Source organism: Streptomyces sp. NPDC096013, assembly GCF_044763565.1.
GTDB lineage: Bacteria > Actinomycetota > Actinomycetes > Streptomycetales > Streptomycetaceae > Streptomyces.
Genome location: NZ_JBIWGK010000002.1, coordinates 286997 through 313651 on the forward strand (window position 1 = coordinate 286997; position 26655 = coordinate 313651).

The 26655-nt window shown below is 70.9% G+C and carries 24 protein-coding genes; 11 read left to right on the plus strand and 13 right to left on the minus strand.

The window, feature by feature from the left end:
• Window positions 1-3: 3 nt before the first annotated feature.
• Genes ACIRB1_RS08795 through efeO form a run of 4 tightly spaced genes read right to left on the minus strand, consistent with a single transcriptional unit; the run spans window position 4 to window position 4236 of the window.
• Complete coding sequence (locus ACIRB1_RS08795) at window positions 4-993, minus strand: hypothetical protein (protein WP_403465071.1); 990 nt, start codon at window positions 991-993, stop codon at window positions 4-6.
• On the minus strand, window positions 953-1825 hold the full coding sequence (gene efeU / locus ACIRB1_RS08800) for an iron uptake transporter permease EfeU (RefSeq protein ID WP_352183517.1): 873 nt from the start codon (window positions 1823-1825) through the stop codon (window positions 953-955). The genes ACIRB1_RS08795 and efeU overlap by 41 nt, the downstream gene beginning before the upstream one ends.
• 3 nt (window positions 1826-1828) lie before the next feature.
• Entirely contained in the window at window positions 1829-3091 is a 1263-nt protein-coding gene (gene efeB, locus ACIRB1_RS08805) for an iron uptake transporter deferrochelatase/peroxidase subunit (protein WP_403465072.1), read from the minus strand.
• An 8-nt stretch (window positions 3092-3099) separates the two neighbouring features.
• Window positions 3100-4236: an iron uptake system protein EfeO gene (gene efeO, locus ACIRB1_RS08810; RefSeq protein WP_403465073.1), complete on the minus strand. Its 1137-nt coding sequence runs from the start codon at window positions 4234-4236 to the stop codon at window positions 3100-3102.
• Between the two features lie 369 nt (window positions 4237-4605).
• Here efeO and ACIRB1_RS08815 point away from each other — a divergent pair, with 369 nt between their 5' ends.
• Window positions 4606-5250 (plus strand): PhzF family phenazine biosynthesis protein, encoded by a 645-nt coding sequence (locus ACIRB1_RS08815; RefSeq protein WP_352183520.1) that lies wholly within the window; start codon window positions 4606-4608, stop codon window positions 5248-5250.
• A gap of 26 nt (window positions 5251-5276) precedes the next feature.
• Here ACIRB1_RS08815 and ACIRB1_RS08820 read toward each other — a convergent pair whose 3' ends face one another.
• A complete protein-coding gene (locus ACIRB1_RS08820) occupies window positions 5277-5924 on the minus strand; it encodes a heme oxygenase (biliverdin-producing) (RefSeq protein ID WP_403465074.1) in 648 nt (215 codons plus the stop codon).
• A 124-nt stretch (window positions 5925-6048) separates the two neighbouring features.
• On the minus strand, window positions 6049-6906 hold the full coding sequence (gene map, locus ACIRB1_RS08825) for a type I methionyl aminopeptidase (RefSeq protein ID WP_328831818.1): 858 nt from the start codon (window positions 6904-6906) through the stop codon (window positions 6049-6051).
• A gap of 58 nt (window positions 6907-6964) precedes the next feature.
• Between map and ACIRB1_RS08830 the strand changes: the two genes are divergently transcribed.
• On the plus strand, window positions 6965-7192 hold the full coding sequence (locus ACIRB1_RS08830; RefSeq protein WP_352183522.1) for a hypothetical protein: 228 nt from the start codon (window positions 6965-6967) through the stop codon (window positions 7190-7192).
• A 128-nt stretch (window positions 7193-7320) separates the two neighbouring features.
• Here the strand turns inward: ACIRB1_RS08830 and ACIRB1_RS08835 are convergent, their stop codons facing one another.
• Both ACIRB1_RS08835 and ACIRB1_RS08840 read right to left on the minus strand, forming a co-directional pair.
• Window positions 7321-8682, minus strand: coding sequence for an MFS transporter (locus tag ACIRB1_RS08835; RefSeq protein WP_403465075.1), 1362 nt, complete (start codon window positions 8680-8682; stop codon window positions 7321-7323).
• Between the two features lie 98 nt (window positions 8683-8780).
• On the minus strand, window positions 8781-9383 hold the full coding sequence (locus ACIRB1_RS08840; protein WP_403465076.1) for a hypothetical protein: 603 nt from the start codon (window positions 9381-9383) through the stop codon (window positions 8781-8783).
• A 124-nt stretch (window positions 9384-9507) separates the two neighbouring features.
• Between ACIRB1_RS08840 and ACIRB1_RS08845 the strand changes: the two genes are divergently transcribed.
• The 3 genes from ACIRB1_RS08845 (at window position 9508) to ACIRB1_RS08855 (ending at window position 11595) form a co-directional block, all read left to right on the plus strand.
• Window positions 9508-10581: an exo-alpha-sialidase gene (locus tag ACIRB1_RS08845; RefSeq protein ID WP_403465077.1), complete on the plus strand. Its 1074-nt coding sequence runs from the start codon at window positions 9508-9510 to the stop codon at window positions 10579-10581.
• A 37-nt stretch (window positions 10582-10618) separates the two neighbouring features.
• Window positions 10619-11359 carry an NADPH-dependent F420 reductase gene (gene npdG, locus ACIRB1_RS08850; RefSeq protein WP_403465078.1) on the plus strand — a complete coding sequence of 247 codons (741 nt, stop codon included), beginning with the start codon at window positions 10619-10621 and terminating at the stop codon, window positions 11357-11359.
• Between the two features lie 65 nt (window positions 11360-11424).
• A complete protein-coding gene (locus ACIRB1_RS08855; RefSeq protein WP_352183527.1) occupies window positions 11425-11595 on the plus strand; it encodes a hypothetical protein in 171 nt (56 codons plus the stop codon).
• Here ACIRB1_RS08855 and ACIRB1_RS08860 read toward each other — a convergent pair.
• Complete coding sequence (locus tag ACIRB1_RS08860; protein ID WP_403465079.1) at window positions 11585-12385, minus strand: site-2 protease family protein; 801 nt, start codon at window positions 12383-12385, stop codon at window positions 11585-11587. The genes ACIRB1_RS08855 and ACIRB1_RS08860 overlap by 11 nt on opposite strands.
• A gap of 106 nt (window positions 12386-12491) precedes the next feature.
• Here ACIRB1_RS08860 and ACIRB1_RS08865 point away from each other — a divergent pair, with 106 nt between their 5' ends.
• Both ACIRB1_RS08865 and ACIRB1_RS08870 read left to right on the plus strand, forming a co-directional pair.
• Entirely contained in the window at window positions 12492-12917 is a 426-nt protein-coding gene (locus tag ACIRB1_RS08865) for a hypothetical protein (RefSeq protein ID WP_403465080.1), read from the plus strand.
• 77 nt (window positions 12918-12994) lie between these two features.
• Window positions 12995-16327 carry a BTAD domain-containing putative transcriptional regulator gene (locus ACIRB1_RS08870; protein WP_403465081.1) on the plus strand — a complete coding sequence of 1111 codons (3333 nt, stop codon included), beginning with the start codon at window positions 12995-12997 and terminating at the stop codon, window positions 16325-16327.
• Window positions 16328-16373: 46 nt separating this feature from the next.
• On the opposite strand, the gene ACIRB1_RS08875 is transcribed toward ACIRB1_RS08870, so the two are convergent.
• The 3 genes from ACIRB1_RS08875 to panB all read right to left on the minus strand — a co-directional run bounded on the left by ACIRB1_RS08875 (window position 16374) and on the right by panB (window position 19413).
• Window positions 16374-17195, minus strand: a complete 822-nt coding sequence (locus ACIRB1_RS08875) for an ABC transporter permease (RefSeq protein WP_403465082.1) — start codon at window positions 17193-17195, stop codon at window positions 16374-16376.
• On the minus strand, window positions 17192-18211 hold the full coding sequence (locus tag ACIRB1_RS08880; RefSeq protein WP_352183532.1) for an ATP-binding cassette domain-containing protein: 1020 nt from the start codon (window positions 18209-18211) through the stop codon (window positions 17192-17194). Before ACIRB1_RS08880 ends, ACIRB1_RS08875 begins: the two co-directional genes overlap by 4 nt.
• Before the next feature lie 326 nt (window positions 18212-18537).
• Window positions 18538-19413: a 3-methyl-2-oxobutanoate hydroxymethyltransferase gene (gene panB / locus ACIRB1_RS08885; protein ID WP_403465083.1), complete on the minus strand. Its 876-nt coding sequence runs from the start codon at window positions 19411-19413 to the stop codon at window positions 18538-18540.
• A 203-nt stretch (window positions 19414-19616) separates the two neighbouring features.
• On the opposite strand from panB, the gene ACIRB1_RS08890 reads away from it, so the two are divergent.
• The 4 genes from ACIRB1_RS08890 to ACIRB1_RS08905 all read left to right on the plus strand — a co-directional run bounded on the left by ACIRB1_RS08890 (window position 19617) and on the right by ACIRB1_RS08905 (window position 24462).
• A complete protein-coding gene (locus tag ACIRB1_RS08890) occupies window positions 19617-21206 on the plus strand; it encodes an MFS transporter (RefSeq protein WP_403465084.1) in 1590 nt (529 codons plus the stop codon).
• Window positions 21207-21258: 52 nt separating this feature from the next.
• Window positions 21259-21903, plus strand: a complete 645-nt coding sequence (locus ACIRB1_RS08895; RefSeq protein WP_352183535.1) for a TetR/AcrR family transcriptional regulator — start codon at window positions 21259-21261, stop codon at window positions 21901-21903.
• Between the two features lie 196 nt (window positions 21904-22099).
• On the plus strand, window positions 22100-23152 hold the full coding sequence (locus ACIRB1_RS08900) for an endonuclease/exonuclease/phosphatase family protein (RefSeq protein WP_403465085.1): 1053 nt from the start codon (window positions 22100-22102) through the stop codon (window positions 23150-23152).
• Window positions 23153-23247: 95 nt separating this feature from the next.
• Window positions 23248-24462, plus strand: coding sequence for an MFS transporter (locus ACIRB1_RS08905; protein WP_403465086.1), 1215 nt, complete (start codon window positions 23248-23250; stop codon window positions 24460-24462).
• Between the two features lie 116 nt (window positions 24463-24578).
• On the opposite strand, the gene ACIRB1_RS08910 is transcribed toward ACIRB1_RS08905, so the two are convergent.
• Window positions 24579-26615, minus strand: coding sequence for an NAD(+) synthase (locus ACIRB1_RS08910; protein WP_403465087.1), 2037 nt, complete (start codon window positions 26613-26615; stop codon window positions 24579-24581).
• Window positions 26616-26655: the final 40 nt, after the last annotated feature.

A 26655-nucleotide genomic window follows, 5' to 3' on the forward strand; every position in this document is an offset into this window, starting at 1 on the left:
AGGTCAGCCGCCCTGCGCCGAGGTCAGGCCCTCGATCCGCCCGAGCACCGACACCTTCCCACCCCGCTTCGGGTCCAACGCGACCTCGTTGGAGATGAGTTGAAGGGTGAGGGTCTGCTGCACCTCACCCGTCGTCAGCGCCTGGACGTCCTTGTTCTGGGCCGGCACCGAGGTGCCCGCCGCCGCGGTCTCCTTCTGGTAGTACCGCGTGGTGAAGAACACCAGCGCCCCGCCGTCCGCCGTGCGCAGCGCCAGCGGCGCGTAGTCGCCGCTCGTCAGCGGCTGGTCGAGGAACTGGACGGCGAGCCCCGGCTTGGTGGCCTTCTCCCGGTCCGCCCGCCACCCGCTGGTGTGCGCGCCGTCCGCGAACTCCGACCCGCCGCTCTTCAGATACGTCGCGTAGCGCTCGCTCAACTCGCCCGGCGCGACGGCCAGTTCCGCCGAGTTCGCCGGCACGGCCTCGGCCCAGCCGTCCTTGTCGGTCCTGAACTTCGGTACGGCGGTGGGTGCGAGCAGCGTCAGATACGCCACCTGCCACGGCTCGCCCAGGTCATTGCGGGTGAAGACCAGCAGCCAGCGGGCGCTGCCTCCCTTGTTGGCCGCGGTGTCGGCCACGAACCAGCGCGGCCAGCCGGCCTTCTTCGGGATGGTGAACTTCGCGTCCGTCAGCTCCAGCGGCGTGTGACTCGCGTTCCCGGACGGCGAGTTGGCGTGCCCCGCCTTCAGCCGCGCCGCGTCGATGTCACCGAGCGCACCGGTGACATGGGCGGCGTCCAGGGAGCTGTCGTACGCCTTGTCCGCCGCGTTGTACGCGGTCGTGAACTGCCGGAGCGCCGTGGCGGCCTCGGCGCGGGTGGTCGCGGGGAGCACCTCGCGCTCGCCGTGCACCACCACACAACCGCTCGCCGTCAGCGACAAAGCGGTCACCGAGGCCGCTATCAGTACGCGCCGGTCAAGCCTGCGGAGCCTTAGAGGGCCGCGATCCCTGCTCATCAGGTGTCTTCACCTTCCCCTTCCCGGAGGCGAACCCTACCGGGACGAAGAACAGGGTGAGCGTGGGGACCAGGTACAGCAGCCACACCGTGATCTGAAGGACGGTCGGGTCCGGCTGGAAGTTGAAGACGCCCTTGAGGAGGGTGCCGTACCAGCTGTCCGGCGGGATCGTGTCACTGATGTCGAACGCCAGCTTCGTCAGCCCCGGCAGCCAGTCGGCCTCCTGCAAGTCGTGGAAGCCGTAGGCCAGTACGCCCGCCGCCACGACGACCAGCATCGCCCCGGTCCAGGTGAAGAACTTCGCGAGGTTGATCTTCAGCGCGCCCCGGTAGAACAGCCAGCCGAGGAACACCGCCGTGGCCAGACCCAGTCCTACGCCGACCAGCGGACGCGGGGTGCCGTCGCTCGCCGCGTGCACCGACGCCCACACGAACAGGGCGGTCTCCAGGCCCTCGCGGCCCACGGCGAGGAACGCGGTGGCGACCAGCGCGCCCGTGCCCATCGCGAGGGCCGCGTCCAGCCTGCCGTGCAGTTCGGTCTTCAGATGCCGGGCGGTGCGCCGCATCCAGAACACCATCCACGTCACCAGCCCGACCGCGAGGATCGACAGCGAACCGCCGAGCGCCTCCTGTGCCTCGAACGTCATCTCCTGGGAGCCGAACTCGAGCGCGCAGCCGAAGCCCATCGCGATGAGGACGGCGACGACGATGCCGGTCCAGATCGGCTTCAGCGCGTCGCGCCGGTCCGTCTTGACGAGGTAGGCGATCAGGATGCAGACGACGAGACTGGCTTCCAGCCCCTCGCGCAGACCGATCAGATAGTTCGAGAACACGGGCTACGCCTCCTTGGAGAACAGCGTGCTGCCCCACCAGTCGTCCTGGTCACGGACGCCCGGCGGGACGGCGAAGACCGCCGAACCCACGTGCTGGATGTACTCGTTGAGCGCGTCGGACGCCGACAGCTTCCGCTGCAACGGGATGAATCCCTTGCGTACGTCGCGCTGGTAGGCCAGGAAGAACAGGCCCGCGTCGAGACGGCCGAGGCCGTCGGTGCCGTCGGTGAAGGAGTAGCCCCGGCGCAGGATCGTGATCCCGCTGTTGGAGTCGGGGTGCGCGAGCCGGACGTGCGCGTCGGGCTTCATCGCCTTCAGGAACGGCGGGTCGTGCTCCTTCGCCTTGCCGACCGGCGCGCCCTCGCCCTTGTCCCGCCCGAAGACGTCCTCCTGCTCCTGGAGCGAGGTCCGGTCCCAGGTCTCGATGTTCATCCGGATGCGCCGGGCGACGAGATACGAACCCCCGCTCATCCAGGCCGAGTCGGCACCGCCGTCGGCGTCGCCGACCCACACGAATTTCTTCAGCCGGTCCGTCTCGGTCCCCGCGATGTTGCGGGTGCCGTCCTTGAATCCCATGAGATTGCGCGGGGTCTGAGCCCCCGGGGTCGTCGACGACGTCTTTCCGAAGCCGAGTTGGGACCAGCGGATGGCGACCTTGCCGAAGCCGATGCGGGCCAGGTTGCGGATCGCGTGCACGGCGACCTGCGGATCGTCGGCGCAGGCCTGGACGCAAAGGTCGCCGCCCGTACGGGACTTGTCGAAGTTGTCGCCGGGGAACTGCGGCAGGTCGACGAGGGCGTCAGGACGGCTGCCGCTCAGCCCGAAGTGGTCGAAGAACGACGGCCCGAAGCCGATGGTGAGGGTCAGCCGCGAGGGCTTCAGCCCCAGCGCCTCACCGGTGTCGTCCGGCGGTGCCTCGGCGAGCCCGCCGTAGGCCCCGTCCCCGACCGCGTGCCCACCGGTCATCCGGCGGGCGGCGGCCGTCCAGTCCTTCAGCATCTGTACGAACTCGGCGCGGTCGTCGGTCTTCACGTCGAACGCGGCGAAGTGCAGCCGGTCCTGCACGGGCGTGGCGATGCCGGCCTGGTGGGCGCCGTGGAAGGCGACCGCGGCACCGGTGTCGGCACCGGCCGGATCGACGTCGTCACCGGTACGGGTCATCGCCACCGCGCCACCGGCCGCGACGGCACCGAGCGCGAGCCCGGCACCGCCCCAGCCGATGAGCGAACGGCGGGAGGGGGAGTCCGATTTCGGGGTCTCGGTCATGGCCACGCCTACTTCACGACAGCGGCGGCGAGCTTGGACAGCGGCTCCGCGAGGGCGTTGACCGCGTCCGACAGCTCCTTGCGCTGGTCCTTGGTGACCTTGTCGTACGACACGAAGCCGTCCGAGGTCGTGGTCGAGCGGTACTTGTCCAGCAGCGTGTTCAACGCGCCGAACTGCTTGTCCAGTTCGGTGGTCAGGGCGGCGTCGTTCTTCTGCGCGACCGGCTTCAGCAGCTCGTACGCCTTCTGCGCGCCCTCGACGTTGCCCTTGAAGTCGCTCAGGTCGGTGTGCGAGTAGCGGTCCTCCTCACCGGTGACCTTGCCGGTGGCGACCTCGTCGAGGAGTTCCTTCGCGCCGTTGGCCATGGAGGTCGGGGTGATCTCGGCCTTGCCGACGCGCTTCTGCCAGTCCTTCAGGTCGGTGACCAACTGGTCGGCGAGGGCCTTCTGTTCGGCGCCGGTCTTCTTGTCGACCCACAGCGCCTTCTCCAGCGCGTGCCACCCGGTCCACTTCTGGCCCTTCTCCAGGTCGTTGACGCGGGTGTCGGTCTTGGGGTCGATGTCCCCGAACGACTCGGCGATCGGCTCGGTGGCCTCCCAGCCGTAACGGGAGGGCGCGTAGGCCTTCTTGGCGGCTTCGAGGTTCCCGGCCTTGATGGCGTCGGCGAAGGTCTCCACCTTCGGGATCGTCGCGTCGGCCTGCTCCTGCGCGTACTCGCGGTAGGCGGCGACGGCAGCGTCCAGCTTCGGGTCCCGCTTGGTGGCCGAGCCACCGGTGACGGTGAGCTTCTGCCGCACACCGTGCCCCTTCATGCCCGGGCGGCAGGCGATCTCGTACGACCCCGCCTTCACCTCGGCGGTCAGCGTGTACTTGGTGCCGGGCCCGATGTTCTCCTTCTCGGAGACGATCCGGTCGTCCGGGAAGAGGATCTCGACCTCGGTGGCCTTGGAGCCGGTGTTCTCTATCTTCAGCGTGACCTGTCCGGCCGGGACCGAGGTGGCGGAGGTCGTGCACTTGGAGTCGGCCGCGGTCACCTGGATCGCGTCCCCGTCCTTGGCGTCGCTCTTCGCGGTGCACGCCGTGACGGCGGTCAGTGCGGCCGCGGCGGCTACGGCGGTGGCGACGGGAAGTCGGACGGCACGCATGCAGGCTCCAAGCGAGAGGGTGTGACGGGTGATCCGCGAGTCGGTGTGGTGAGGCTGCCCTAACTTACCTGAGGCTTACCTCAGTCCTACCCGTCCGGTCCGGCATTCACCGGCTACAGAAAAATCACAGACACGGCTTGATCTCGATGGCGAAAAACGCATGCCAAGGAAAGGTCAAGGGTTGGTCAAGCAACGACACGGGCCGGCCGAGAAATCCGGCCCGGCGTCAAAGGGGCGCGGGGAACTGCGCGACCGGCCACGCGCGACCCGCACTCCCCGGCGCACACCCTGCCGCAGCCATTCGGCCCGTCCCCGGTGAAGCCCCGGACGGGGATGAACTCGCCGCCCGTGCGGTGTTTGAATGCCCCCGTGACTGACTACGACGTACTGCGTGTCTTCTGCGGACCCAGCGGCGGATACGGCAACGAACTCGGCGTCGTCCGCGAGGGTTCCGTCCTGCCGGACCCGGACGAGCGGCAGGTGTTCGCCGGGAAACTCGGCTTCAGCGAGACCGTGTTCGTCGACGACCCCGAGCGCGGAGTCATCGACATCTACACGCCGACCACCCGCCTGCCCTTCGCCGGCCACCCCTGCGTGGGCACGGCCTGGCTCCTGGACGTACCCGAACTGGTCACCCCCGCGGGCATTGTGGGCGCCCGCCTCGACGGTGAGTTCAGCTGGATCGAGGCCCTCCCGGAGTGGGCCCCGCCCCGCACCCTCCGCCAGTACGCCACCGCCCGCGAGGTCGACGCCCTCCCCGTGCCCCCGCCCGGCGAGTGGATCTACGCCTGGGCCTGGGAGGACGAGGCGGCGGGCCGTGTCCGTGCCCGTGCCTTCCCCGGCCGGGACGACGGCATCCACGAGGACGAGGCGACGGGCGCGGCGGCACTGCTGCTGACTGACCGGTTGGGCAGGGCTCTCAACATCACGCAGGGGGCCGGGTCCCAACTCCTCACGGCGCCGCAGCCCGGGGGCTGGGTGGAGGTCGGCGGCCGGGTGTTCCTGGAACGCTGACCCCTTCGGCACCGGTGGGCGGGCGGTCACGCGGAGAGCGGGAACTCCTCGCCCAGGGCACGGAAGACCCCGGTGTTCAACGCGAACGCCCGCTTGCACTCGGCCACGACCCGCTGCTTCTCCAGGTCGTCGACCCGCACCCCGTCCAGCAGCTCCCGATACCCCCGCTTGAACGCCGCCGGGTTCCCGATCCCCTCGAACACGTAGAACCGCACCCCGTCCCCCTTACGGGAGAACCCCCAGGTCCGCTCCGCCTTGTCCCGGATGATCTGCCCGCCGGAGAGATCCCCGAGGTAACGGGTGTAGTGGTGGGCGATGTACCCGGCGGGCCACTCCTCGGCGCACTCCCGCACCCGCTGCGCGTAGGCCCGGGTCGCAGGCAGCGCGGTCAGCCCGGACCGCCAGTCCGCACCCCGCAGATGCGCGAGGTCCCGCTCCAGCGCGGGCAGCCGGAACAACTCGGGCCGTATGAACGCCCCGGCCACCGGATCCGCCGCCAGCCGCCCGGCTCCGGCCTCCAACGCCTCGTAGACGAACCACAGTTGCTCGGTGTACCGGGCGTACGCGTCCACGCCCAGCCGCCCGCCGAGCAGATCGCTCATGAAGGTGGAGGTCTCGGCCTCCATGTGCTGTTCGTGGGACGCGGTGCGGATGACTGTCGAGAAGGAGTCCATGAGCCCTATCCTCTTAGGTAAGCCTTACCTAAGTCAACAGGTTGCCGACACCCTGTCGGTAAAAGCGTACAAGAAGAGACCCGTCCTCGGCGGAGTCGGCCGAGAACGGGTCCCGGGGGCGGTGCTACGGCAGGGTGAGGACCTCCGCCCCCGTCTCCGTCACCACCAGCGTGTGCTCGAACTGGGCCGTCCGCTTCCGGTCCTTCGTGACGACCGTCCACCCGTCGTCCCACATGTCGTACTCGTACGTCCCCAGCGTCAGCATCGGCTCGATCGTGAACGTCATGCCGGGCTGGATGACCGTCGTCGCGTGCGGGCTGTCGTAGTGCGGGACGATCAGGCCGGAGTGGAACGACGAGTTGATGCCGTGGCCGGTGAAGTCCCGGACCACGCCGTAGCCGAAGCGCTTGGCGTACGACTCGATGACCCGGCCGATGATGTTGATCTGCCGGCCCGGCTTGACCGCTTTGATCGCCCGGTCCAGGGACTCGCGGGTGCGCTCGACCAGCAGCCGGGACTCCTCGTCGACGTCACCGACCAGGTAGGTCGCGTTGTTGTCGCCGTGCACGCCGCCGATGTACGCCGTCACGTCGAGGTTGATGATGTCGCCGTCGCGCAGCACCGTGGAGTCCGGGATGCCGTGGCAGATCACCTCGTTGAGCGAGGTGCACAGGGACTTGGGGAAGCCGCGGTAGCCGAGGGTGGAGGGGTAGGCGCCGTGGTCGCACATGTACTCGTGCGCGACCTTGTCGATCTCGTCCGTGGTCACACCCGGCGAGATGATCTTCGCGGCCTCCGCCATCGCCCGCGCGGCGATCCGCCCGGCGACGCGCATCGCCTCGATCGTCTCGGGGGTCTGCACCTCCGGCCCGGTGTACGGGGTCGGCGCGGGCTTGCCGACGTACTCGGGGCGACGGATGTTTCCGGGCACGGGACGGGTGGGGGAGAGTTCCCCTGGTACGAGCAGCGACTGGCCAGACATGCCAGCGAGTCTAACCAGCGGACATGGGGGAACATGGCCGTAGGGAAAGGAGCCCTTGATGGCCCTGTTCAAGAAGCGCACGGCCGGGAAGCCCGGCGAGTGGTACTACTGCCTCGAACACAAGAAGGTCGAGGAGGGGCCGGACTGCCCCGCCAAGGACCGGTTCGGGCCGTACGCCACCCGCGCCGAGGCCGAACACGCGATGGAGACGGCCCGCGAGCGCAACCTGGAGTGGGAGAACGACCCCAAGTGGCATGACGCGACCAAGGGCACGGACGACGACTGACCGGTGGCTCGCGCCGGGGCCGGTGTCGCGGGTGGGTGGTCCTGTCGCGTGCGGAGTGCGGGTGGGTGGGGGCTGGTCGCGCAGTTCCCCGCGCCCCTTGGGGGTTGAGCCTGGCCGGTGTCGTTCGATCAGGCACTGCTGTGACCGGCGTCGGCCGGGGCTGTGGGAGGCGCGGGATTCGGCTCCGTTCTCGCCGTCCGCCGCGCCTTCAGTCGTAGCGCGTGTTCGTCCGTGCGCGCGTCGTACGACATCAGCTTCGGGAGGCCCGCGGCCAGCAGGCCCACCGCGCCCACGCACATCAGGCCGCCCGCCCACACCGAGGTCCGCACCCCGGACAGGGCGGCCATGCCACCGGATCTGACCTGGCCCAACTGCGGGCCCACCGAGTAGGACAGCAGCTCGATCCCGGCGAGCCGGCCGCGCAGATCGTCCGGGATCGTCTGGTTCCACATCACCCCGCGGAAGATCCCGCTGACCATGTCGCAGCCGCCCGCGACGGTGAGGAACAGCAGCACCAGCCACACATTGCCGACCGCGCCCGCGCAGGCGATCGCCCCGCCCCACAGCGCCGCCGCCAGCACCACCATCCGCCCGTGCCGGTGAATCCGCGAGGTCCAGCCGCTGGTCAGGCTCACCACCAGCGCACCGGCCGGGACCGTCGAGTACATCAGCCCCAGCGCCCAGGGCGCGTGCAGATCGTCCGCGAGGAACGGCAGCACCGCGAGCGGCATCGCGAAGAACATCGCCGCGAGGTCGATCGCGTACGTCCCGAGGAGTTCCTTGCGGCTCCACGCGTACCGGGCGCCCTCGGCGATCGACCGGAGCGACGGCTTCCGCGCCTCGTGCGCGCCGGGGGACGCGGCGATACGGACGATCAGGGCCACGGAGATCGCGTACGTCACCGTGTCCGCCGCGAACGCGTACGGCAGCCCCGCGTACGCCACGACCACCCCCGCCACCGCCGGTCCCGTGACCCCGCCGACCGTCCAGCGCAGCGAGTTGAGCGCGGAGGCGGCCGTCATGTGCTCGTGCGCCACGATCCGCGGCCACAGCGAGTCCAGCGCGGGCCGCTGGATCGCGCCGAGGACGGAGGTCAGGGCGGCGATCACGTAGAGCGGCCACACGGCGGGCCGCGGCAACAGCGAGTTGAACAACAGCGCCCCGCACAGCACCCCGAGCCCCACCTCGGTCCACACGATCAGCTTCCGCTTGTCCCACGCGTCGGCGAGCGCCCCGCCGTAGAGCCCGAACACGATGAGCGGCACGAGCTCCACGGCCCCGACCGCGCCCACCGCCGCCGCGGAGCCCGTGAGTTCCTTGATCTGCACCGGCACCGCGACGAACGTCAGGAAACTCCCGAAGGTGGAGATCAACCCGGCGAGCCAGAGCCTGCGGAAGTCGGCGGAGGCGTGCCAGGGGGAGAGGTCGGGGAGGAGGGCGCGGAGACGGGTCGGCGGTGGGGACGCGGGGGTGGGGGAGTCGGCGGTCACAACGGGCCACGATCACGTGGCGGCGGGGGTGTGGCAACCGCTTTTCCGTCCACCTCGCCACGGCCCGGGACGGGTGGGGCCGATGGGAAGGCCGCCGCTCACCAGGGCGCGGGCGGCGGTGCCGTCAAGTGGTCCGTCAGGCGGGACAGCCGGTCGCGGAACCGGCGGCGCCCCCGTGTCACCGGCAGCACGTTCTCCCCGGCCGCCGCGCTCACCAGGTGCTGCACGGTGTCCAGGTCCAGGTCCGTGCCCGGGGGTACGGGGAGCGACTCGTGGGCCAGGGAGGCGAGTTCGCGGTTCCCGGAGCCGAGGGAGAGGACGGTCGCCCCGGCCAGGCGGGCGTCGTGGACCCGTTCCAGGAGCGGGTCGCCCGGCCCCTCCGGTGACACCACCAGCAGCGTCTCACCACGCCTGGCCGCCTCGATCCGGCCGAGCCCGACGGCCAGGTGCGCCGGGTCGGAAGGACGCGCGTCATGCCGTACGAGAGTCGGTGCCAGCTCGGGCGTACCCGACCACGCGGCCTCGTCCACGAGGTGCGCCGCGAGATGCCACGGCTCGTAGCCGGGCGTCCCCACCAGCAGCAGCCCGCCCCCGTGCGACACCACCGACCCGCGCAACAGCCCCGCGAACCGCCGCGTGGCCCCCAACCACTCGGTCCCGGCGAGCACTTCACGCAACAGCGCTACCCGTACGGCATCCATGTCCGCGCATCCTGCCCCAACCGGCCGTTCGTGACGTGGAGTTCACCACGAATTCGCCCAACTTGGGGAAGGTGCGGGCTCATAGGCCACACAAGGAGCCAACAGTCACACAAGGAGTCAACCCATGACAGAAGTATCCGTCCCCTTCGTCGCGGGCCAGGGAGGTCACGCCAGCTACCGCATCCCGGCGGTCGTGGTGACCGCCGCCGGCACCCTCCTCGCGTTCTGCGAGGGCCGGGTCGACTCCGCGAGCGACCACGGCCACATCGAGATCGTCCTGCGGCGCTCCACGGACGGCGGCCGTACCTGGGGACCGCTCACCGCCGCCGCCACCAACGGCGTCCACCTCGCGGGCAACCCCGCCCCCGTCGTCCTGGACACCGGCCGCATCCTCCTCGTCTACGTCCGCGCGACCGCGACCTCCACCGAGGACGCCATCCTGCGCGGCCAGGTGAAACCGGCCGACGGACGCCGGATCTGGGTGCGCCACAGCGACGACGACGGTGTCACCTGGTCGAGCTCGAAGGAGATCACCGACCAGGTGAAGAAGCCCGAGTGGCGCTGGTACGCCACCACGCCGGGACACGCGATCCAGCTGAGCACCGGCCGGGTGGTCGTCGCCGCCAACCACACGACCCCGCCGACCGGGACGGACGTGGGGAACGAGCCGAAGTACAACAGCGGCCACTGCCTGCTCAGCGACGACCGGGGCGAGACCTGGTCGATCGGCTACGTCGACGAGAACCCGGACGGCTACGTCAACTGCAACGAGACCACCGCCGCCGAACTCCCGGACGGGCGCGTCTACTTCAACACCCGCAACGACGCGACCGCCCCCGGCCACCGCGCCGACGCGTACTCGGCCGACGGCGGCACCACCCTGGTCAAGCCCTTCCGCCCGCAGGCCGGCCTCACCGCCCCCGTCTGCGAGGCCAGCGTCCTCCAACTCCGCGACCCCGACGTGCTGTTGTACTCCGGCCCCGGTGACCCGGCCGCCCGCGCCCTGATGACCCTGCGCGCCTCCACGGACGCCGGCACCACCTGGCGCCCCGTACACACCGTCGACGGACTGCCCGCCGCCTATTCCGACCTCGTCCGGATCGACGACGACACGGTCGGACTCCTCTACGAGACCGGCGACTTCGGACCGTACGAGACGATCACCTTTCGGCGGGTGCCCGTGACCGACCTCACCTGAGCCGGTGCGGGTGCCGGGGCGGACGTAAAGTCGGCCCATGACCTCTACCGACAGTGCTGCACAGACCCCCGCGACGCCCTCCGGGACCGCTCCCGCGAAGGCCCCCGCCAAGGACCCGTGGGACCTCCCCGACGTCTCCGGACTGGTCGTCGGCGTGCTCGGCGGGACCGGGCCGCAGGGCAAGGGCCTCGCCTACCGGCTCGCCAAGGCCGGCCAGAAGGTGATCATCGGTTCCCGCGCCGCCGACCGCGCGCAGGCCGCCGCCGAGGAGCTCGGCCACGGGGTCGAGGGCGCCGACAACGCCGAGACCGCGCGCCGCAGCGACGTCGTGATCGTCGCGGTGCCCTGGGAAGGCCACGGCAAGACTCTGGAGTCGCTGCGCGAGGAACTGGCCAGCAAGCTCGTCGTCGACTGCGTCAACCCGCTCGGCTTCGACAAGAAGGGCGCGTACGCGCTGAAGCCGGAGGAGGGCAGCGCCGCCGAGCAGGCCGCCGCCCTGCTGCCCGACTCGCGGGTCGCCGCCGCCTTCCACCACCTGTCGGCGGTGCTGCTCATGGACACCGGGATCGCCGAGATCGACACGGACGTGATGGTGCTGGGCGAGGAGCGCGCGGACGTCGAGATCGTGCAGGCGCTGGCCGGCCGTATCCCCGGCATGCGCGGTGTCTTCGCCGGACGGCTGCGCAACGCCCACCAGGTGGAGTCCCTGGTCGCGAACCTGATCTCCGTCAACCGCCGCTACAAGGCCCACGCGGGACTGCGCGTCACGGACATCTGAGAGGTGGGGGACACTGGTGGCGACCGACCAGCAGTGTCCCCTTTGTTCTGACAGGAGCCGATCCCATGCCCCGCCTCGCCGTCTACGCCCTCGTCGTCTGTCTGCTCGCCGTGGCGGCGGCGGTCGTGTCCTTCGTGGAGGGCAGCTGGATCGGGATCGTGTGGGTCCTGCTCGCGGGCCTCTCGTCCAACATGTGCTGGTACTACCTGAAGCGCGGCAGGTCCGTCACCGGCTGATCGAGCAGAACTCGTTGCTGCCCTGCCAGAAGCGGTACAGGTTCTGACCGCAGTAGGTCTCGAAGTCGCTGATGCCGAGGCCGCGCAGGATCGCGTCGATCACGTCGAAGAAGTACGTGTTGACCGACGGCACCCACAGCAGCGCGAACACGAACAGCAGGCCGAACGGCGCGAACGGCTCCACCTGCCGCTTGATGTTGTACGACAGCCAGGGCTCGATCACGCCGTAGCCGTCGAGGCCCGGCACCGGCAGGAAGTTCAGCAGCGCGGCGGTGACCTGGAGCAGTGCGAGGAACGCCAGCGCGAACCGGAAGTCCCGCGGCACCCCGTCCAGCGAGTGCAGCCAGAACGGTGCGGTGCAGACGGCCGCGAACAGCACGTTCGTCAGCGGGCCGGCCGCCGAGATCAGGCTGTGCTTCCACCGGCCCCGGATACGGCCCCGCTCGATGAACACCGCGCCGCCGGGGAGGCCGATGCCGCCCATGATGACGAAGATCACCGGGAGCACGATGCTGAGCAGCGCGTGCGTGTACTTCAGCGGGTTGAGGGTGAGGTAGCCCTTCTCGCCGACCGAGATGTCACCGCTGTGCAGGGCGGTGCGGGCGTGCGCGTACTCGTGCAGGCACAGGGAGACGATCCAGGCCGCCGTCACGAACAGGAACACGGCGACGCCCGGATGCTCGGCGAACCCGGTCCAGGTGGCCCAGCCGGTCACCGCCGTGACGGCCAGGATCCCGACGAAGACGGGACTGATCCGCCGGTCGCTGGGGCGGGTGGTGGTGGCGGTCATGGGTGGGTGGGCTCCCTGCTGGGTCGGTGGACGCGAAGCCCGACGGTACCGGGCCCAGGGGGAAAACGTCTCGCGAGCGGCAGTCGGTTCCGGAGAAGGTGGACCCATGGGAACCCGGCATGCCTTCCACGACTCCGCCGGACAGCGGGGACCCAACGGCGCCCGGCCCTATGCCGACCCCGACCCCTACCTCGACTTCGACCTCGCCCGGCCCTGTGCCGACTCCGACTTCGACCTCGCCCGGCCCTGTGCCGACTCCGACTTCGACCTCGCCCGGCCCTGTGCCGACTCCGACTTCGACCTCGCCCGGCCCTATGCCGGTCCCGACCCCGACCCCGCCCGGCCCTATGCCGGTCCCGACCCCGACCCCGACTGGCCCCCTGCTGACTCCGACTTCGACCCCGACCGGCCCCCTGCCGACCCCGACTCCGACCCCGCGCCTGACACCCCTCCGGGTCCCACCCCGAGCCCGGGGCCGCTTCCGGCGTCGGCAGGCAGTTCCGCCGTGCCCGCCGCCGTCCCGTCCCGGTGACCGCCTCCGCCGCCTTCGGACACAGCCCGCGCCGTGCCGACCCAACCCCGTGACCGCCTCCGTCGCCAGCAGAGACAATGGACCCCGTGCGCTATCGCATCCTCGGCACCACCCAGGCACTCCGCCCCGACGGTTCGGCCGTCCCGGTCGGCGGCGCGCGGTTGCGTGCCCTGCTCACCGTGCTCGCCCTGCGGCCCGGCAAGGCCGTACCCGCGAGCCTGCTGGTGGACGAGGTGTGGGCCGGCGACCCGCCCGCCGACGCGACCGGCGCGCTCCAGGCGCTGGTGGGCAGGCTGCGCCGGACGCTCGGCGCCGACGCGATCACCTCGGTGGAGAGCGGATACCGGCTCGCCGCCGCCCCCGACGACATCGACCTGCACCGTTTCGAGCGGCTGACGGGAGAGGGGCTGCGGGCGCTGGCCGACGGCAACCCCGCGAAGGCGGCCGAGGTCCTGGACGACGCGCTGGCCCTGTGGCACGGCCCGGCCCTGGCCGACCTCCCCGACCGCACCGCGGAGGCGGCCCGCCGGGAGGCCCGCCACCTGGACGCCCGCCGCGCCCGCCTCGCCGCCGCGCTGGCCCTCGGCGAGGCGGACACCGCCCTGCCCGAACTGACCGCCCTCTGCGACACCCACCCGCTCGACGAACCCCTCCAGGCGCTGCGCCTGCGAGCCCTCCGCGCGACGGGCCGCACGGCGCAGGCCCTGGCCGCCTACGAGGACGTACGCCGGCTGCTCGCCGACCGCCTGGGCTCCGACCCGGGCCCTGAACTGCGGGCGCTGCACGGGGAGTTGCTCAACCCGGAGGACCCCGAGCCCACCACCGGCCTCGACGACCGCGGACCCGACGGCCCAACCCCCGTCGACCGCACCCCTGCCACCCCCCTCCCCGGCAACCTCCGCGCCCGCCTGACCTCCTTCGTCGGCCGCGAAGCCGACATCGGTGTCATCCGGAACGACCTCGCCGCCGCCCGCCTGGTGACCCTGCTCGGACCCGGGGGCGCCGGAAAGACGCGGCTGTCGCAGGAGGCCGCCGAGGGCATGCGGGACGCCGCGCGGGACGGGGTGTGGCTGGCCGAACTCGCCCCCGTGGACGACCCCGAGGCCGTACCGGAAGCCGTGCTCACCGCCGTCGGCGCGCGCGAGACCGTGATGTACGGCGCCGGTGCCGAGGCGATCAGGGCCGCCGGGGGCGAGCGGCACGACGACCCCGTCGAGCGGCTCGCCGAGCACTGCGGCCGACGCAGGATGCTGCTGATCCTCGACAACTGCGAACACGTCGTGGACGCCGCCGCCCGCCTCGTGGAAACCCTGCTGGAGCACTGCCCCGGCCTCACCGTCCTCGCCACCAGCCGCGAACCCCTGGGCGTCCCGGGCGAGTTGCTGCGCCCGGTGGAGCCGCTGCCGGACCCCGTCGCGCTCCGGCTGCTCGCCGACCGGGGTGCCGCCGCCCGGCCGGGGTTCAGGGTCGAGGACGACCCCGAGGCCTGCGCGGAGATCTGCCGCCGGCTCGACGGACTGCCCCTCGCCATCGAGCTCGCGGCGGCCCGGCTCAGGATGCTGACGCCACGTCAGATAGCCAACCGCCTCGACGACCGCTTCCGCCTCCTCACCTCCGGCAGCCGCACCCTCCTGCCCCGCCAGCAGACCCTGCGCGCCGTCGTCGACTGGTCCTGGGACCTGCTCGACGCGGACGAACGGGACGTCCTGAGCACCCTGTCCGTCTTCGCCGGCGGCTGCGAACTCGCCGCCGCCGAGGCTGTCTGCGGCCCCGTCGCGTTCGAGACGCTCGGCTCCCTCGTCGACAAGTCCCTTGTGGTGGCGGCCCCTTCGGGCGACGGCGAGATGCGCTACCGGCTCCTGGAGACCGTCGCCGAGTACGCGGCCGAACGCCTCGACGAAGCCGGGCTGCGCCCCCGCGCCGAGCGCGCCCACCTGACGTACTACCGCGAACTCGCCCGCACCACCGACCCGTTGCTGCGCGGCCCCGGCCAACTCGCCGCCGTGGAACGGCTGGAGCGCGAGTACGAGAACCTTCGCACCGCCCTGCGGCACGCCGTCGCCGAACGCGACGAGCAGGAGGCGATCTGCCTCGTCCTCTCGCTGGTCTGGTACTGGCAGATGCGCGACGTCCGCATCGAGGCCCGCAACTGGTGCGTCGAGGTGATGGCGCTCGGCCCCGACCCCTTCGCCGCCCCCGTGCGCCGCGCCGCCCCCGTCTGGCAGCGCTGCACCGACGTCCCGCCGCCGCTCACCGGCGAACTCCTCGACGAGGCCCGCCGGGGTGTCCACCTCGCCCATCTCGGCTGGATGGACACGGAGTTGGAGGCATGGGAGGCCCCGGAGGCCAAGGAGAAACTGCGCCTGATCACCGAGGTCTACGAACCCGGCTTCCCGCAGACCTGCCGTACCCCCGGCATGCTCTGGTTCTACGCCGTGCTGATGTCCGGCAGTGTCGAGCGGCTGCCCGGCATCCTCGAGGCCGGAGTCCGCACCTGCCGTGCCACCCCGGGCATGGAGTGGGAGCTGGCCACCACCCTCCAGATGCGCGCCAACATGCTCGCCAACCGCAGCGACTGGGCGGGGGACGCGGCCCGTGACGCGGACGAGTCGCTGGAGATCTTCCGCCGCCTCGGCGACGCCTGGGGCACCGCCGAGGCGCTCTCCGCCCGCGCCGAGGCCCGCGAGCGCGTCGGCGAGTTCCAGTTCGCCGCCGCCGACTACGAGGCCGCGATCGAGCACGCCGAACGGCTCGGCGCGCATGGTCAGACCGCCGTCCTAGGCGCCCGGCTCGGCAGCGCGCTCATCGAGGGCGGCGAGGTGGAGCGGGGCGAGCGCATCCTGCTCGACGTGATCGGGCAGCAGGCGTACCGGACGGGCAACGAGGCGATGCCCGCCGCCCGGATGTTCCTCGCGGGCCACTTCGGCCTGACCGGCCGGCCCGCCGAGGCGCGTGAGCAACTGCGCCTGCTGCGCGAGCAGTTCTCCATCTCGCACTTCGTCGTCTTCGACGCGTACATCCTCGGCCTGGAAGCCTGGCTCGCGACGGTCCAGGGCGACTACGACCTCGCCCTGGACAGGATCCAGCAGGCGCTGCGCCACGCGGGGGACCCGCTGTCCGAGGCCATCGCCCCGCATATGACCCCGCTGTACCTGGGGGTCGCCGCGCTGGCCCTCGCCGAGGTCGACGGCGGCGCCCTGGCCGGCGACGGCGTCCGCTGCCTCGTCACGGCACGCGCACTGCTGCCGCCCGGGCACCACCGGACGGCCGTGGAACGCGAGGTCTACTGCGCGGCCGAGCGGCACCTGCGCGCCGCGCTCGGCGACGAGACCTACGACCGGTACGCGGCCGAACACGCCGAGAGCGGCGGCCTCTCCGTGCGGGAGGCCACCGCTCTGGTGCGACGCTGACGCGTACCGGCGGGACGCCACTGGTGAACGTGCCGGTCCGGCCCGGTCAGGTCTTGGTGCGGAACTTGTGGATCGAGATCGGTGCCATCACCGCGGTGAGCCCCACCGACCAGGCGAGGGTCAGCAGTGCGCCGTGGGCGACCGGGCCGCCCACCATCAGCCCGCGGGCCGCGTCCGCCAGGGCGGAGAGCGGGTTGTACTCGGTGAAGTTCTGGAGCCAGCCCGGCATCGACTGCGTCGGCGCGAAGATCGACGAGCCGAACTGCAACGGCATCAGCACCAGGAAGCCCATGGCCTGCACGGACTGCGCGCTCTTCATGGTCACGCCGAGGGTGAGGAACACCCACATCAGGGCCGAGCCGAACACCGCGGACAGCCCGATCGCGGCGAACATGCCGAGCCAGTGGTGGATGTGGAAGCCGACGAGGACACCGACGACCATCAGCACCGCGGACGCGACGAGCATGCGCATCATCTCGACCACGATCTTCGCGATCAGCACGGAGGCACGCCCGATGGGCAGCGACCGGAACCGGTCCATGACCCCGGTGTGGAAGTCGGTGTTGAAGCCGGTGCCCACCCCCTGGGCCATGTTCATGCCCATCATGGCGAGCAGTCCGGGCACGACGTACTGCACGTACGCCTCCTGGCCGCCGCCCAGCGACTGCCCGATCGAGCCGCCGAAGACGTACACGAACAGCAGGGTGAAGATGACCGGGAACAGGATGGCGTCGAACATCGACTCCGGGTCCTGCCGGATCCACAGCAGGTTGCGGCGGATCAGCGCGCCGGTGTGGCGCAGATGGTTGCGCAGCGGGATACGGGGATCCGCCGCGGCACCGGCGGAATTCACGGCGACGGCGCTCATACGGCGACCTCCTCGCGGTCTCGGGTGGGCACGGTGTCCTGCGGGGCACTGGCGCGGTGGCCGGTGAGGGAGAGGAACACCTCGTCCAGGCTGGGCAGTTCGGTGGTGATGGAGGCGATGGTGATGCCACGGGCGCTCACCGCGCCCACCACGGCGGTCAGTTGCTCGTCACTGAGGATCGGCACCAGCACGGTCCCGCTCTCCACGTCGACGGTGACGGTGGCCAGGCCGGTGATCCCCAGCTCGTCCAACGCCCGCGCGAGCGGCCGCAGTTGCAGCGGATCGGTGGGCCGGATACGCAGCGCGCGCCCCCCGACCCTGGCCTTCAGATCGTCAATGGCGCCCTGCGCCACGACCTTGCCGTGATCGACGACGGTCAACTCGGAGGCGAGTGCCTCGGCTTCCTCCATGTACTGGGTGGTGAGCAGCACGGTCACGCCGCCGCCGACCATGGACTTCACCTCGGTCCACACCTCGTTGCGGGTGCGGGGGTCGAGACCGGTGGTCGGCTCGTCGAGGAACAGCACCTGCGGGTGCCCGATCATCGAGGCGGCCAGGTCGAGCCGCCGCCGCATACCGCCGGAGTAGGTGCTCGCCGGCCGCCTGGCCGCGTCCGTCAGCGAGAACCGCTCCAGCAGTTCGTCGGCGCGGGCCCGGGAATCCTTGCGGGACAGGTCGAGCAGCCGCCCGATCATGTACAGGTTCTCCCAGCCCGGGAGCTTCTCGTCGACGGAGGCGTACTGGCCGGTGAGGCCTATCACCCGGCGCAGCTGGCGGGGCTGGCGCAGGACGTCGTAGCCGGCGACGGTTGCCTCGCCGGAGGTCGGGGCGAGCAGCGTGGACAGGATGCGTACGAGGGTGGTCTTGCCGGCACCGTTCGGCCCGAGCACACCCATCACGGTGCCCTCCCGGACGTCCAGGTCGACGCCGTCCAGCGCCTTGGTCTCGCCGTAGTGCTTGACCAGCCCCCGCACGGACACCGCCGTGCCGCCGGATTTCTTGTCGATTCGCGTCATGGGGATGACAGTGCCAGGGCCCGCCGACAAACCACCGACATCCCACCGACAGCCCCCTACACATGACCGACGCTGCCCCCGAGGTCCCTGGGGGCGCCGCCCCCGGACCCCCGGCCTGTGCCCACCTACCACCCGTCTCGGTTGGCCAGGCGGTGCGCCGACACCCAGCCCGTCCGGCGTTTGAGGACGAGGCCCCTTCAGGGCCGACGGGGGTCTGGGGGCGGAGCCCCAGGGGTGCGCGACCGACGGCACATGGGCAGCCCCGCCGACGGGGGAAGATCGGCGGGGCTGCATGGTGCCGCAATGGCTCACATGGGGCAGACCGGTCAGTGCACCGAGTGCTCCTCGGCGGGGAACGTCCCGCCCACGACATCCTCCGCGAACGCCTTCGCCGCGTTGCCCATGACCGCGCGCAGATCGGCGTACTGCTTCACGAACTTCGGCATCTTCCCGCCGGTCAGCCCCAGCATGTCGGTCCACACCAACACCTGCGCGTCCGTCTCGACCCCGGCCCCGATCCCGACGGTGGGAATGTGCAGCACCCGGGTCACCTCGGCCGCCAACTCGGCCGGAACCAGCTCCAGTACGACCGCGAACGCTCCCGCGTCCTGCACGGACTTCGCGTCCCGCAGCAGCTGCTGGGCCGCCTCCTCGCCCCGCCCCTGCACCCGGTACCCCATCGCGTTCACGGACTGCGGGGTGAGCCCGATGTGCGCCATCACCGGAATCCCGGACTCGACGAGCAGCCGGATCTGTTCGTGCGACCGCTCACCGCCCTCCAGCTTCACGGCGCCCACGCCCGCCTCCTTCACCAGCCGGGTCGCCGAGCGCAGCGCCTGCACCGGGCCCTCCTGGTAGGAGCCGAACGGCAGGTCGGCGACGATCAGGGCGCGGCTCGTGCCCCGTACGACGGCGGCGGACAGCATGGCCATCTCGTCGAGGGTGACGGGCACGGTCGACTCGTATCCGAGGTGGCAGTTGCCCGCCGAGTCCCCGACGAGCATGACCGGGATACCGGCCTCGTCGAAGACGGACGCGGTCATCGCGTCGTAGGCGGTGAGCATGGGCCACTTCTCGCCGCGCTCCTTGGCGAGACCGATGTCGCGGACGGTGATGCGGCGTGTGCCCTTGCCTCCGTACAGCGTCTTGCTGCCGTCGGAGGAGCTGTTCCTGCCAGCCTGGGCAGCTGAAAGCTGCGTCATTGCAACGGCTCCTTCAGTCATCTCGAGGCGCCCTCACGGCGTCCCCGGATCTCCTCCATGGTGGCACCTCGTGCCACGGAGGGCCAGAGGGACCCCCGTAGCCCCCGTCACGTCCCGGCCGGTACGTAAGGCCTGAGTAAAATATTTACGATACGGCACCGTCCCGTATCGTAAATCCCCTGCCGCTCCCTAGTCTGGACCGCATGACCACTCCACCCGTCCCTGGCACCCGGATACCCGAAGCGGTGCACCGCCGCCGCTGGGCGATCCTCGGCGTGCTGATGCTGAGCCTGCTCATCGTGGTGCTCGACAACTCGATCCTCAACGTCGCCATCAAGACCATCTCCACCCCGGCCCCGACCGGCCTGGGCGCGACACAGAGCGAGCTGGAGTGGGCGATCAACGCCTACACCCTCGTCTTCGCGGGCCTGCTGTTCACCGCGGGCCTCCTCGGCGACCGGATCGGCCGCAAGAAGGTCCTGCTCGGCGGTCTCCTCGTGTTCGGCATCGGCTCCGCGCTCGCCGCCGAGTCCGGCTCGCCCGGCCAGCTCATCGGCTACCGCGCCCTGATGGCGCTCGGCGCCGCCTTCGTGATGCCCGCCACCCTCGCCGTCCTGATGAATGTCTTCGAGCGCGACGAGCAGCCCAAGGCCATCGGCATCTGGGCCGGCGGCGTCGGCCTTGCCATCGCGATCGGCCCGATCACCGGTGGCGTGCTCCTCGACCACTTCTGGTGGGGCTCGGTCTTCCTGATCAACGTGCCCATCGTGCTGGTCGCCCTGGCCCTGATGATCTGGCTGGTCCCCGACTCCCGCGACCCCAAGCCCGGCCGCCTCGACCCGGTCGGCGTCATCCTGTCCGTCGTCGGCCTCGTCCTGCTGGTCTACGGCATCATCGAGGGCGGCGAGCTGGCCGACTTCACGGCGCCCAAGGTGCTCTCGACGATCATCGCCGGTGTCGTCGTGCTCGCCGGGTTCGTGTGGTTCGAGAAGCGCAGCGACCACCCGTCGATCGACGTCACGTACTTCAAGAACAAGGTGTTCTCGGCCGCGATCGCCGCCATCGCCCTGGTCTTCTTCGCGCTGATGGGCGTGACCTTCTTCTCGGTCTTCTACACCCAGAGCGTGCGCGGCTACTCACCGCTCCAGACCGGCCTGTTGATGCTGCCGCTGGCCGCCGCACAGATGATCTTCGCGCCGCGCGCCCGGCTGGTCGTCAACCGGTTCGGCAACAAGATCACGACCGGCGTCGGCCTGGTGCTGCTCGCCGGGATGCTGGCCGCCTTCGCGACCCTGAAGGCGGACACGCCGATCTGGATCCTGGAGGTCATCTTCTTCCTGATGGGCGCGGGCATGGCCCACGTCATGACCCCGACCAGCGTCGTCATCATGCAGGCCCTGCCGCGCGAGAAGGCCGGCTCCGCGTCCGCGCTCAGCAACACCTTCCGTCAGGTCGGCGGCGCCCTCGGCATCGCCGTCCTCGGCTCGGTGCTGTCCACGGCGTACCGCAACGGCATCGAGGGCAAGCTCGGCTCGGTCCCGGCCGCGCTGCGGGACACCGCCGGTGAGTCCATCGAGGCCACCCTCGGGGTCGCCGCGAAGCTCGGCCCGCAGGGCAGGGCCCTGGTCACCCCGGCCAACGACGCCTTCCTGCACGCCATGCACGTCACCGCCCTGTGCGGCGCGGGCGTCGCGGTCATCGGCGCCGTGGTGGCGTTCGTGTTCCTGCCCGGGAAGCCTCCGGTCCCTCAGGAGGGCAAGGAGGAGCAGGAGTTGGTGGTCGTAGGGGAGTAGGACGACACTCACCGAAGACGCGAACGGGGGTACACCGAAGGGACGGAGTGACGTGAGCCTTGCCGATGACGGCACCGACACCGGCGCCGGGAGCCGGACTCGGGCGGGCGCCCCGGGCAGGGGGCGCCCGCGCAGCGAGGCCGTCGAACGCGCCATCACGGAGGGCGTGATGAAGCTCCTGGAGGAGGGCGTGCCGCTGGCCGAACTCTCCATCGAGCGCATCGCCCGTACCGCCGGGGTCGGCAAGGCCACCATCTACCGCCGCTGGCCGGGCAAGGAGGAACTCTTCGTCGACGTCGTCCGCCAGGCCGAGCCGCAGGACCCCGAACTGCCCGGCGTCTCCCTGCGCGACGACCTCGTGGCCATGACCGAACAGCTGCGCCAGCGCGGCCTGATGACCCGGTCCTCGGCGCTGCTGCACAACGTGTACGCGCAGATGAAGAGCACGCCGAAGGTGTGGAACGCCTACCACGCGACCGTCGTCGAGCCGCGCCGCCGCCGGCAGGTGGAACTCCTGCGCCGGGGCCAGGAGACCGGCGAACTCCGTACCGACATCGACGCCGAACTCATGAACGACATGATCGTCGGCCCGATGCTGCTGCGGACCGTGATGCGTTTCGACGCGGATCTCCCCGAGGGACTGTCCGAACTCCTCGTGGACACCGTGCTGGTGGCCCTGCGGCCCGTCGATTCCTAGCCGGTCCTCGGCCCGCGCGAATGTGCGCGTTCCGTCACAGAAGCCGCTGGAGGCGCGTGTGTTCGGAACTTCGCACGCCGACTTGTTCGTCCTCGTGCCCGTACGGCCGTCATGGGACGGCGGATCGGAACCGATCATCCCCTAGGGTCGTAGGCGCGGGGACGATGGTGTGCACGGCAGGTAGTGAGGCGACGGTATGGCACAGCAGGCGTATGTGACGGAGACGGACGACGGCGGCTCGGGGGACGAGCCGCGCGGATCCCGGCTTCGGCGCCTGTGGAACAGACTGACCGGCGGCTGGCGCGGCGACCCGAGGATCTGGCGCCGGGGCCTGATCCTCGCGGCACTGGCGATCGTCCTCGCCCTCGTCCTGTTCCTGCACTCCCGCATCCCGAACCGGATCGGCAACCTCGGCAGCCTCACAGAGACGTTCCTGCCCTGGTTCGGGCTGCTGATCCCGGTCCTGCTGGTTCTCGCCCTGGTCCGCAGGTCGGCGACCGCGCTGATCGCGATCGTCCTTCCGACGGCCGTCTGGCTGAACCTCTTCGGCGGCCTGCTGCTCAGCGACAAGACCGGCCCCGGCGGCGACTTCACGGTGGCCACGCACAACGTCAACGCGGAGAACCCCGACCCGGCCGGCACGGCCCGTGACGTGGCCGCGTCCGGCGCGGACATCGTCGCCCTGGAGGAGCTGACGGCCTCGGCGGTCCCGACGTACGCGAAGGCACTCGCGCCGACGTACAAGTACCACTCGGTCGAGGGCACGGTCGGGCTGTGGAGCAAGTACCCGATGAGCGGGATCAAGGCCGTCGACATAAAGCTGGGCTGGACGCGCGCGATGCGCGCCACCGTCGCGACCCCCGAGGGCAGGATCGCGGTCTACGTCGCCCACCTCCCGTCGGTGCGGGTGAAGATCAAGGCGGGCTTCACGGCCCGGCAGCGGGACACGAGCGCCGACGCGCTGGGTGAGGCCATCGCCGCCGAGCCGCTCCAGCGGAAGATCCTCCTCGGCGACCTGAACGGCACGATGAACGACCGCTCCCTGAAGGCCGTCACCTCCCAGATGCGCTCCACACAGGGCGCGGCGGGCAGCGGCTTCGGGTTCAGCTGGCCGGCGTCCTTCCCGATGGCGCGGATCGACCAGATCATGGTCCAGGGCGTCGAACCGGTCACCTCGTGGACGCTCCCCAGGACCAGCAGCGACCACCTCCCGATCGCCGCCCGTGTGAACCTCGACACGAGCTCTTAACCTCGTGGAATAGAGGGCCTGGGAGACTTTGTTCCGTAACTGAACTTAAACTCGGTTCGGACCTCCGCTCTCCCTTGAAAGGCACAGGCACTTCCATGCCCCTGGCCCTGCTCGCCCTGGCCGTCGGCGCTTTCGGTATCGGCACCACCGAGTTCGTGATCATGGGCCTTCTGCCCGAGGTCGCGGACGACCTGCACGTCTCGATCCCCACGGCGGGACACCTGGTCTCGGCGTACGCGCTGGGCGTGGTCATCGGCGCCCCGCTGCTCGCGGCGCTGACCTCCCGCATGTCGCGCCGCACGGTCCTGATCGGCCTGATGGCCCTGTTCGTGGCGGGCAACGCGCTGTCGGCGTTCGCGCCCGGCTACGACTCGCTGATGGCAGCGCGCTTCCTGAGCGGCCTGCCGCACGGCGCCTTCTTCGGCATGGGGGCGGTCGTCGCCACGACCATGGTGGCGCCGGAACGCAAGGCACGCTCTGTCTCCCTGATGTTCCTGGGCCTTACGGTCGCCAACGTCGTGGGCGTACCGGCGGCCACGCTGATGGGCCAGCACCTGGGCTGGCGGGCCACGTTCCTCGGCGTGAGCGCGATCGGCCTGGTGGCGATAGCGTCACTGGTCCTGCTGATCCCGCACGACCACGCGCACGCGCCGGTGGTGGGCCTGCGCCGCGAACTGGCGGCGCTGAAGTCCCTCCCGGTATGGCTGGCCCTGGGCACGACGGTGGCGGGCTTCGGCGCGCTCTTCTCCGCCTACAGCTACATCACCCCGATGCTGACGGACGCGGCGGACTTCGCGGACGGCAGCGTGACCCTGCTGCTGGCGCTGTTCGGCGTGGGCGCGACGGTGGGCAACCTGGTCGGCGGGCGCCTCGCGGACCACTCCCTCCGAGGCACCCTGTTCGGCGGCCTGACGTCCCTGGCGGTGGTCCTGGCCCTGTTCCCGCTCCTGATGTCGACGCAGTGGACGGCGGCCCTCGCGGTGGTCCTCCTGGGCGTGGCGGCGTTCGTGACGGGCTCCCCGCTCCAGCTGATGGTGATGGAAAAGGCGTCGGCAGGCCCGTCGTTGGCCTCCTCGGCCAACCAGGCAGCCTTCAACCTGGCCAACGCGGGCGGTGCTTGGATCGGCGGCCTCGCCCTGGCGGCGGGCTTCGGCGCCACGTCGCCCGCCTTGGCGGGTGCGGTGCTGGCCGTCCTGGGTCTCGGCGTCGCGGCCACGGCGGCGACAGTGGACCGGCGCAGGTCGGTACCGGGCCGCGAACGCGTCGTGGCGACTCACGTACCGCACGAGGCGGAGGCCTTGCGGCACTGACCCGCTCACCCACGGGCCCATCGGCCCACAGGCCACAGGAAACACCTCGCCGCGCGGAAGCGCCGCGCGTGGTGCGTGGCCGGTGGACCGATCTCGTCCCGCTGGACGGCCGACTCCTAGTCGAACCGCGCCAGTTCAGCCAGCCAAGCCGTGGCCGACCCGTCGGACGGTGCTCGCCAATCCCCGCGAGGCGACAACGAACCCCCCGCCGAGACCTTCGGCCCGTTGGGCATCGCGGACCGCTTGAACTGGGCGAAGCCGAAGAAGCGGCGGCAGAAGACCTCCAGCCAGCGCCGGATCTCGGGGAGGTCGTAGGCGACGCGCTTCGCCTCGGGGAATCCCGGGGGCCATGCGCCCGCCGCCACCTCGTGCCACGCGTGCCAGGCGAGGAAGGCGATCTTCGACGGGCGGAAGCCGTAGCGGAGGACGTGGAAGAGGGTGAAGTCGTGCAGTGCGTACGGGCCGATCTTCGACTCCGTGGACTGCATCTCCTCGCCCGGTACCAGCTCGGGGCTGATCTCCGTGTCGAGGATCGCGGTGAGGATCTTGCCGGTCTCCTCGTCGAACTGCTCGCTGCTGACGACCCAGCGGATGAGGTGCTGGATGAGGGTCTTGGGGACGCCGGAGTTGACGTTGTAGTGGCTCATCTGGTCGCCGACGCCGTACGTGGACCAGCCGAGCGCCAGCTCGGAGAGGTCGCCGGTGCCGAGCACGATGCCGTTGTGCTGGTTGGCGAGGCGGAACAAGTAGTCCGTGCGCAGGCCTGCCTGGACGTTCTCGAAGGTGACGTCGTAGACCGGCTCGCCGGAGGCGAAGGGGTGGCCCATCTCCTTCAGCATCAGGCGGGCCGTCGGCGTGATGTCCAGCTCCGCCGCCGTCACGCCGATCGCCCGCATCAGCGCGTGGGCGTTGTCCTTGGTGTGGTCGCTTGTCGCGAAGCCCGGCAGCGTCCACGCGAGGATGTCGCTGCGCGGCCGTCCCGCGCGGTCCATCGCGCGGGCCGCGACGATCAGCGCGTGCGTGGAGTCGAGGCCGCCGGAGACCCCGATGACCACCTTCGGGCCGCCGATCGCGGCGAGCCGCTGCTGGAGGCCCTCGACCTGGATGTTGTACGCCTCGTAGCAGTCCTGCGCGAGGCGCTCCGCGTCGGCCGGCACGAACGGGAAGCGCTCCAGGCGGCGGCGCAGGCCCAAGTCGGTGAGCGGCGGGGCGAGTTCGAAGGACACCGTGCGGAAGTCGGCCGTCCGCGCCCGGTGCGTACGGCGGTTGTCGTCGAACGTGCCCATCCGCTGCCGTTCCTGCCGCAGCAGGTCGAGGTCGATGTCGGCGACCGCGTACTCGTCGCCCAGCGGGAAGCGTTCCGTCTCGGCCAGCAGTGCGCCGTTCTCGTAGATCATCGCCTGGCCGTCCCAGGACAGGTCCGTGGTCGACTCGCCGAGGCCGGCCGCCGCGTAGACGTACGCGGCGAGGCAGCGCGCGGACGCCGAGCGGCACAGGAGCTTGCGGTCCTCGGCGCGGCCGACGGTGATCGGGCTGCCGGAGAGGTTGACGAGGGCCGTCGCGCCCGCGAGGGCCGCCTCCGCGCTGGGCGGCACCGGCACCCACATGTCCTCGCAGATCTCCGCGTGCAGGACGAGCGACGGGACGTCCCGCGCCGCGAACAGCAGGTCCACGCCGAAGGGGACCGTCTCCCCGCCGATCCGGATCGAGCCGCCGCGCTCGTCCGCGCCGTCGGCGATCTGGCGGCGCTCGTAGAACTCGCGGTAGTTCGGGGGGTACGACTTCGGTACGACGCCCAGGACGCGGCCCCGGTGGACGAGGACCGCGCAGTTGTAGACCCGGTTGCGGTGGCGCAGCGGGGCGCCGACGACCAGGACCGGGAGGAGGTCGGCCGAGCCGGTGACCACGTCCTGGAGCGCCTCCTCGACCTGGTCCAGGAGGACGTCCTGGAGGAGCAGGTCCTCGATGGAGTAGCCGCACAGGCCCATCTCCGCGAAGACGGCGACGGCCACGCCCTCCTCGTCGCAGCGGCGGGCGTGGCGCAGGACGGCCTCGGCGTTGGCGTGCGGGTCCGCGATCACGGTGTGGCCCGTGCAGGCGGCGACGCGGGCGAAGCCGTGCTGATAGATCGACCAGAAGTTCAGTGGAGGCACTCGGCCAGTGTAATCGTCAGAGCGACACGATGGGGTGGCG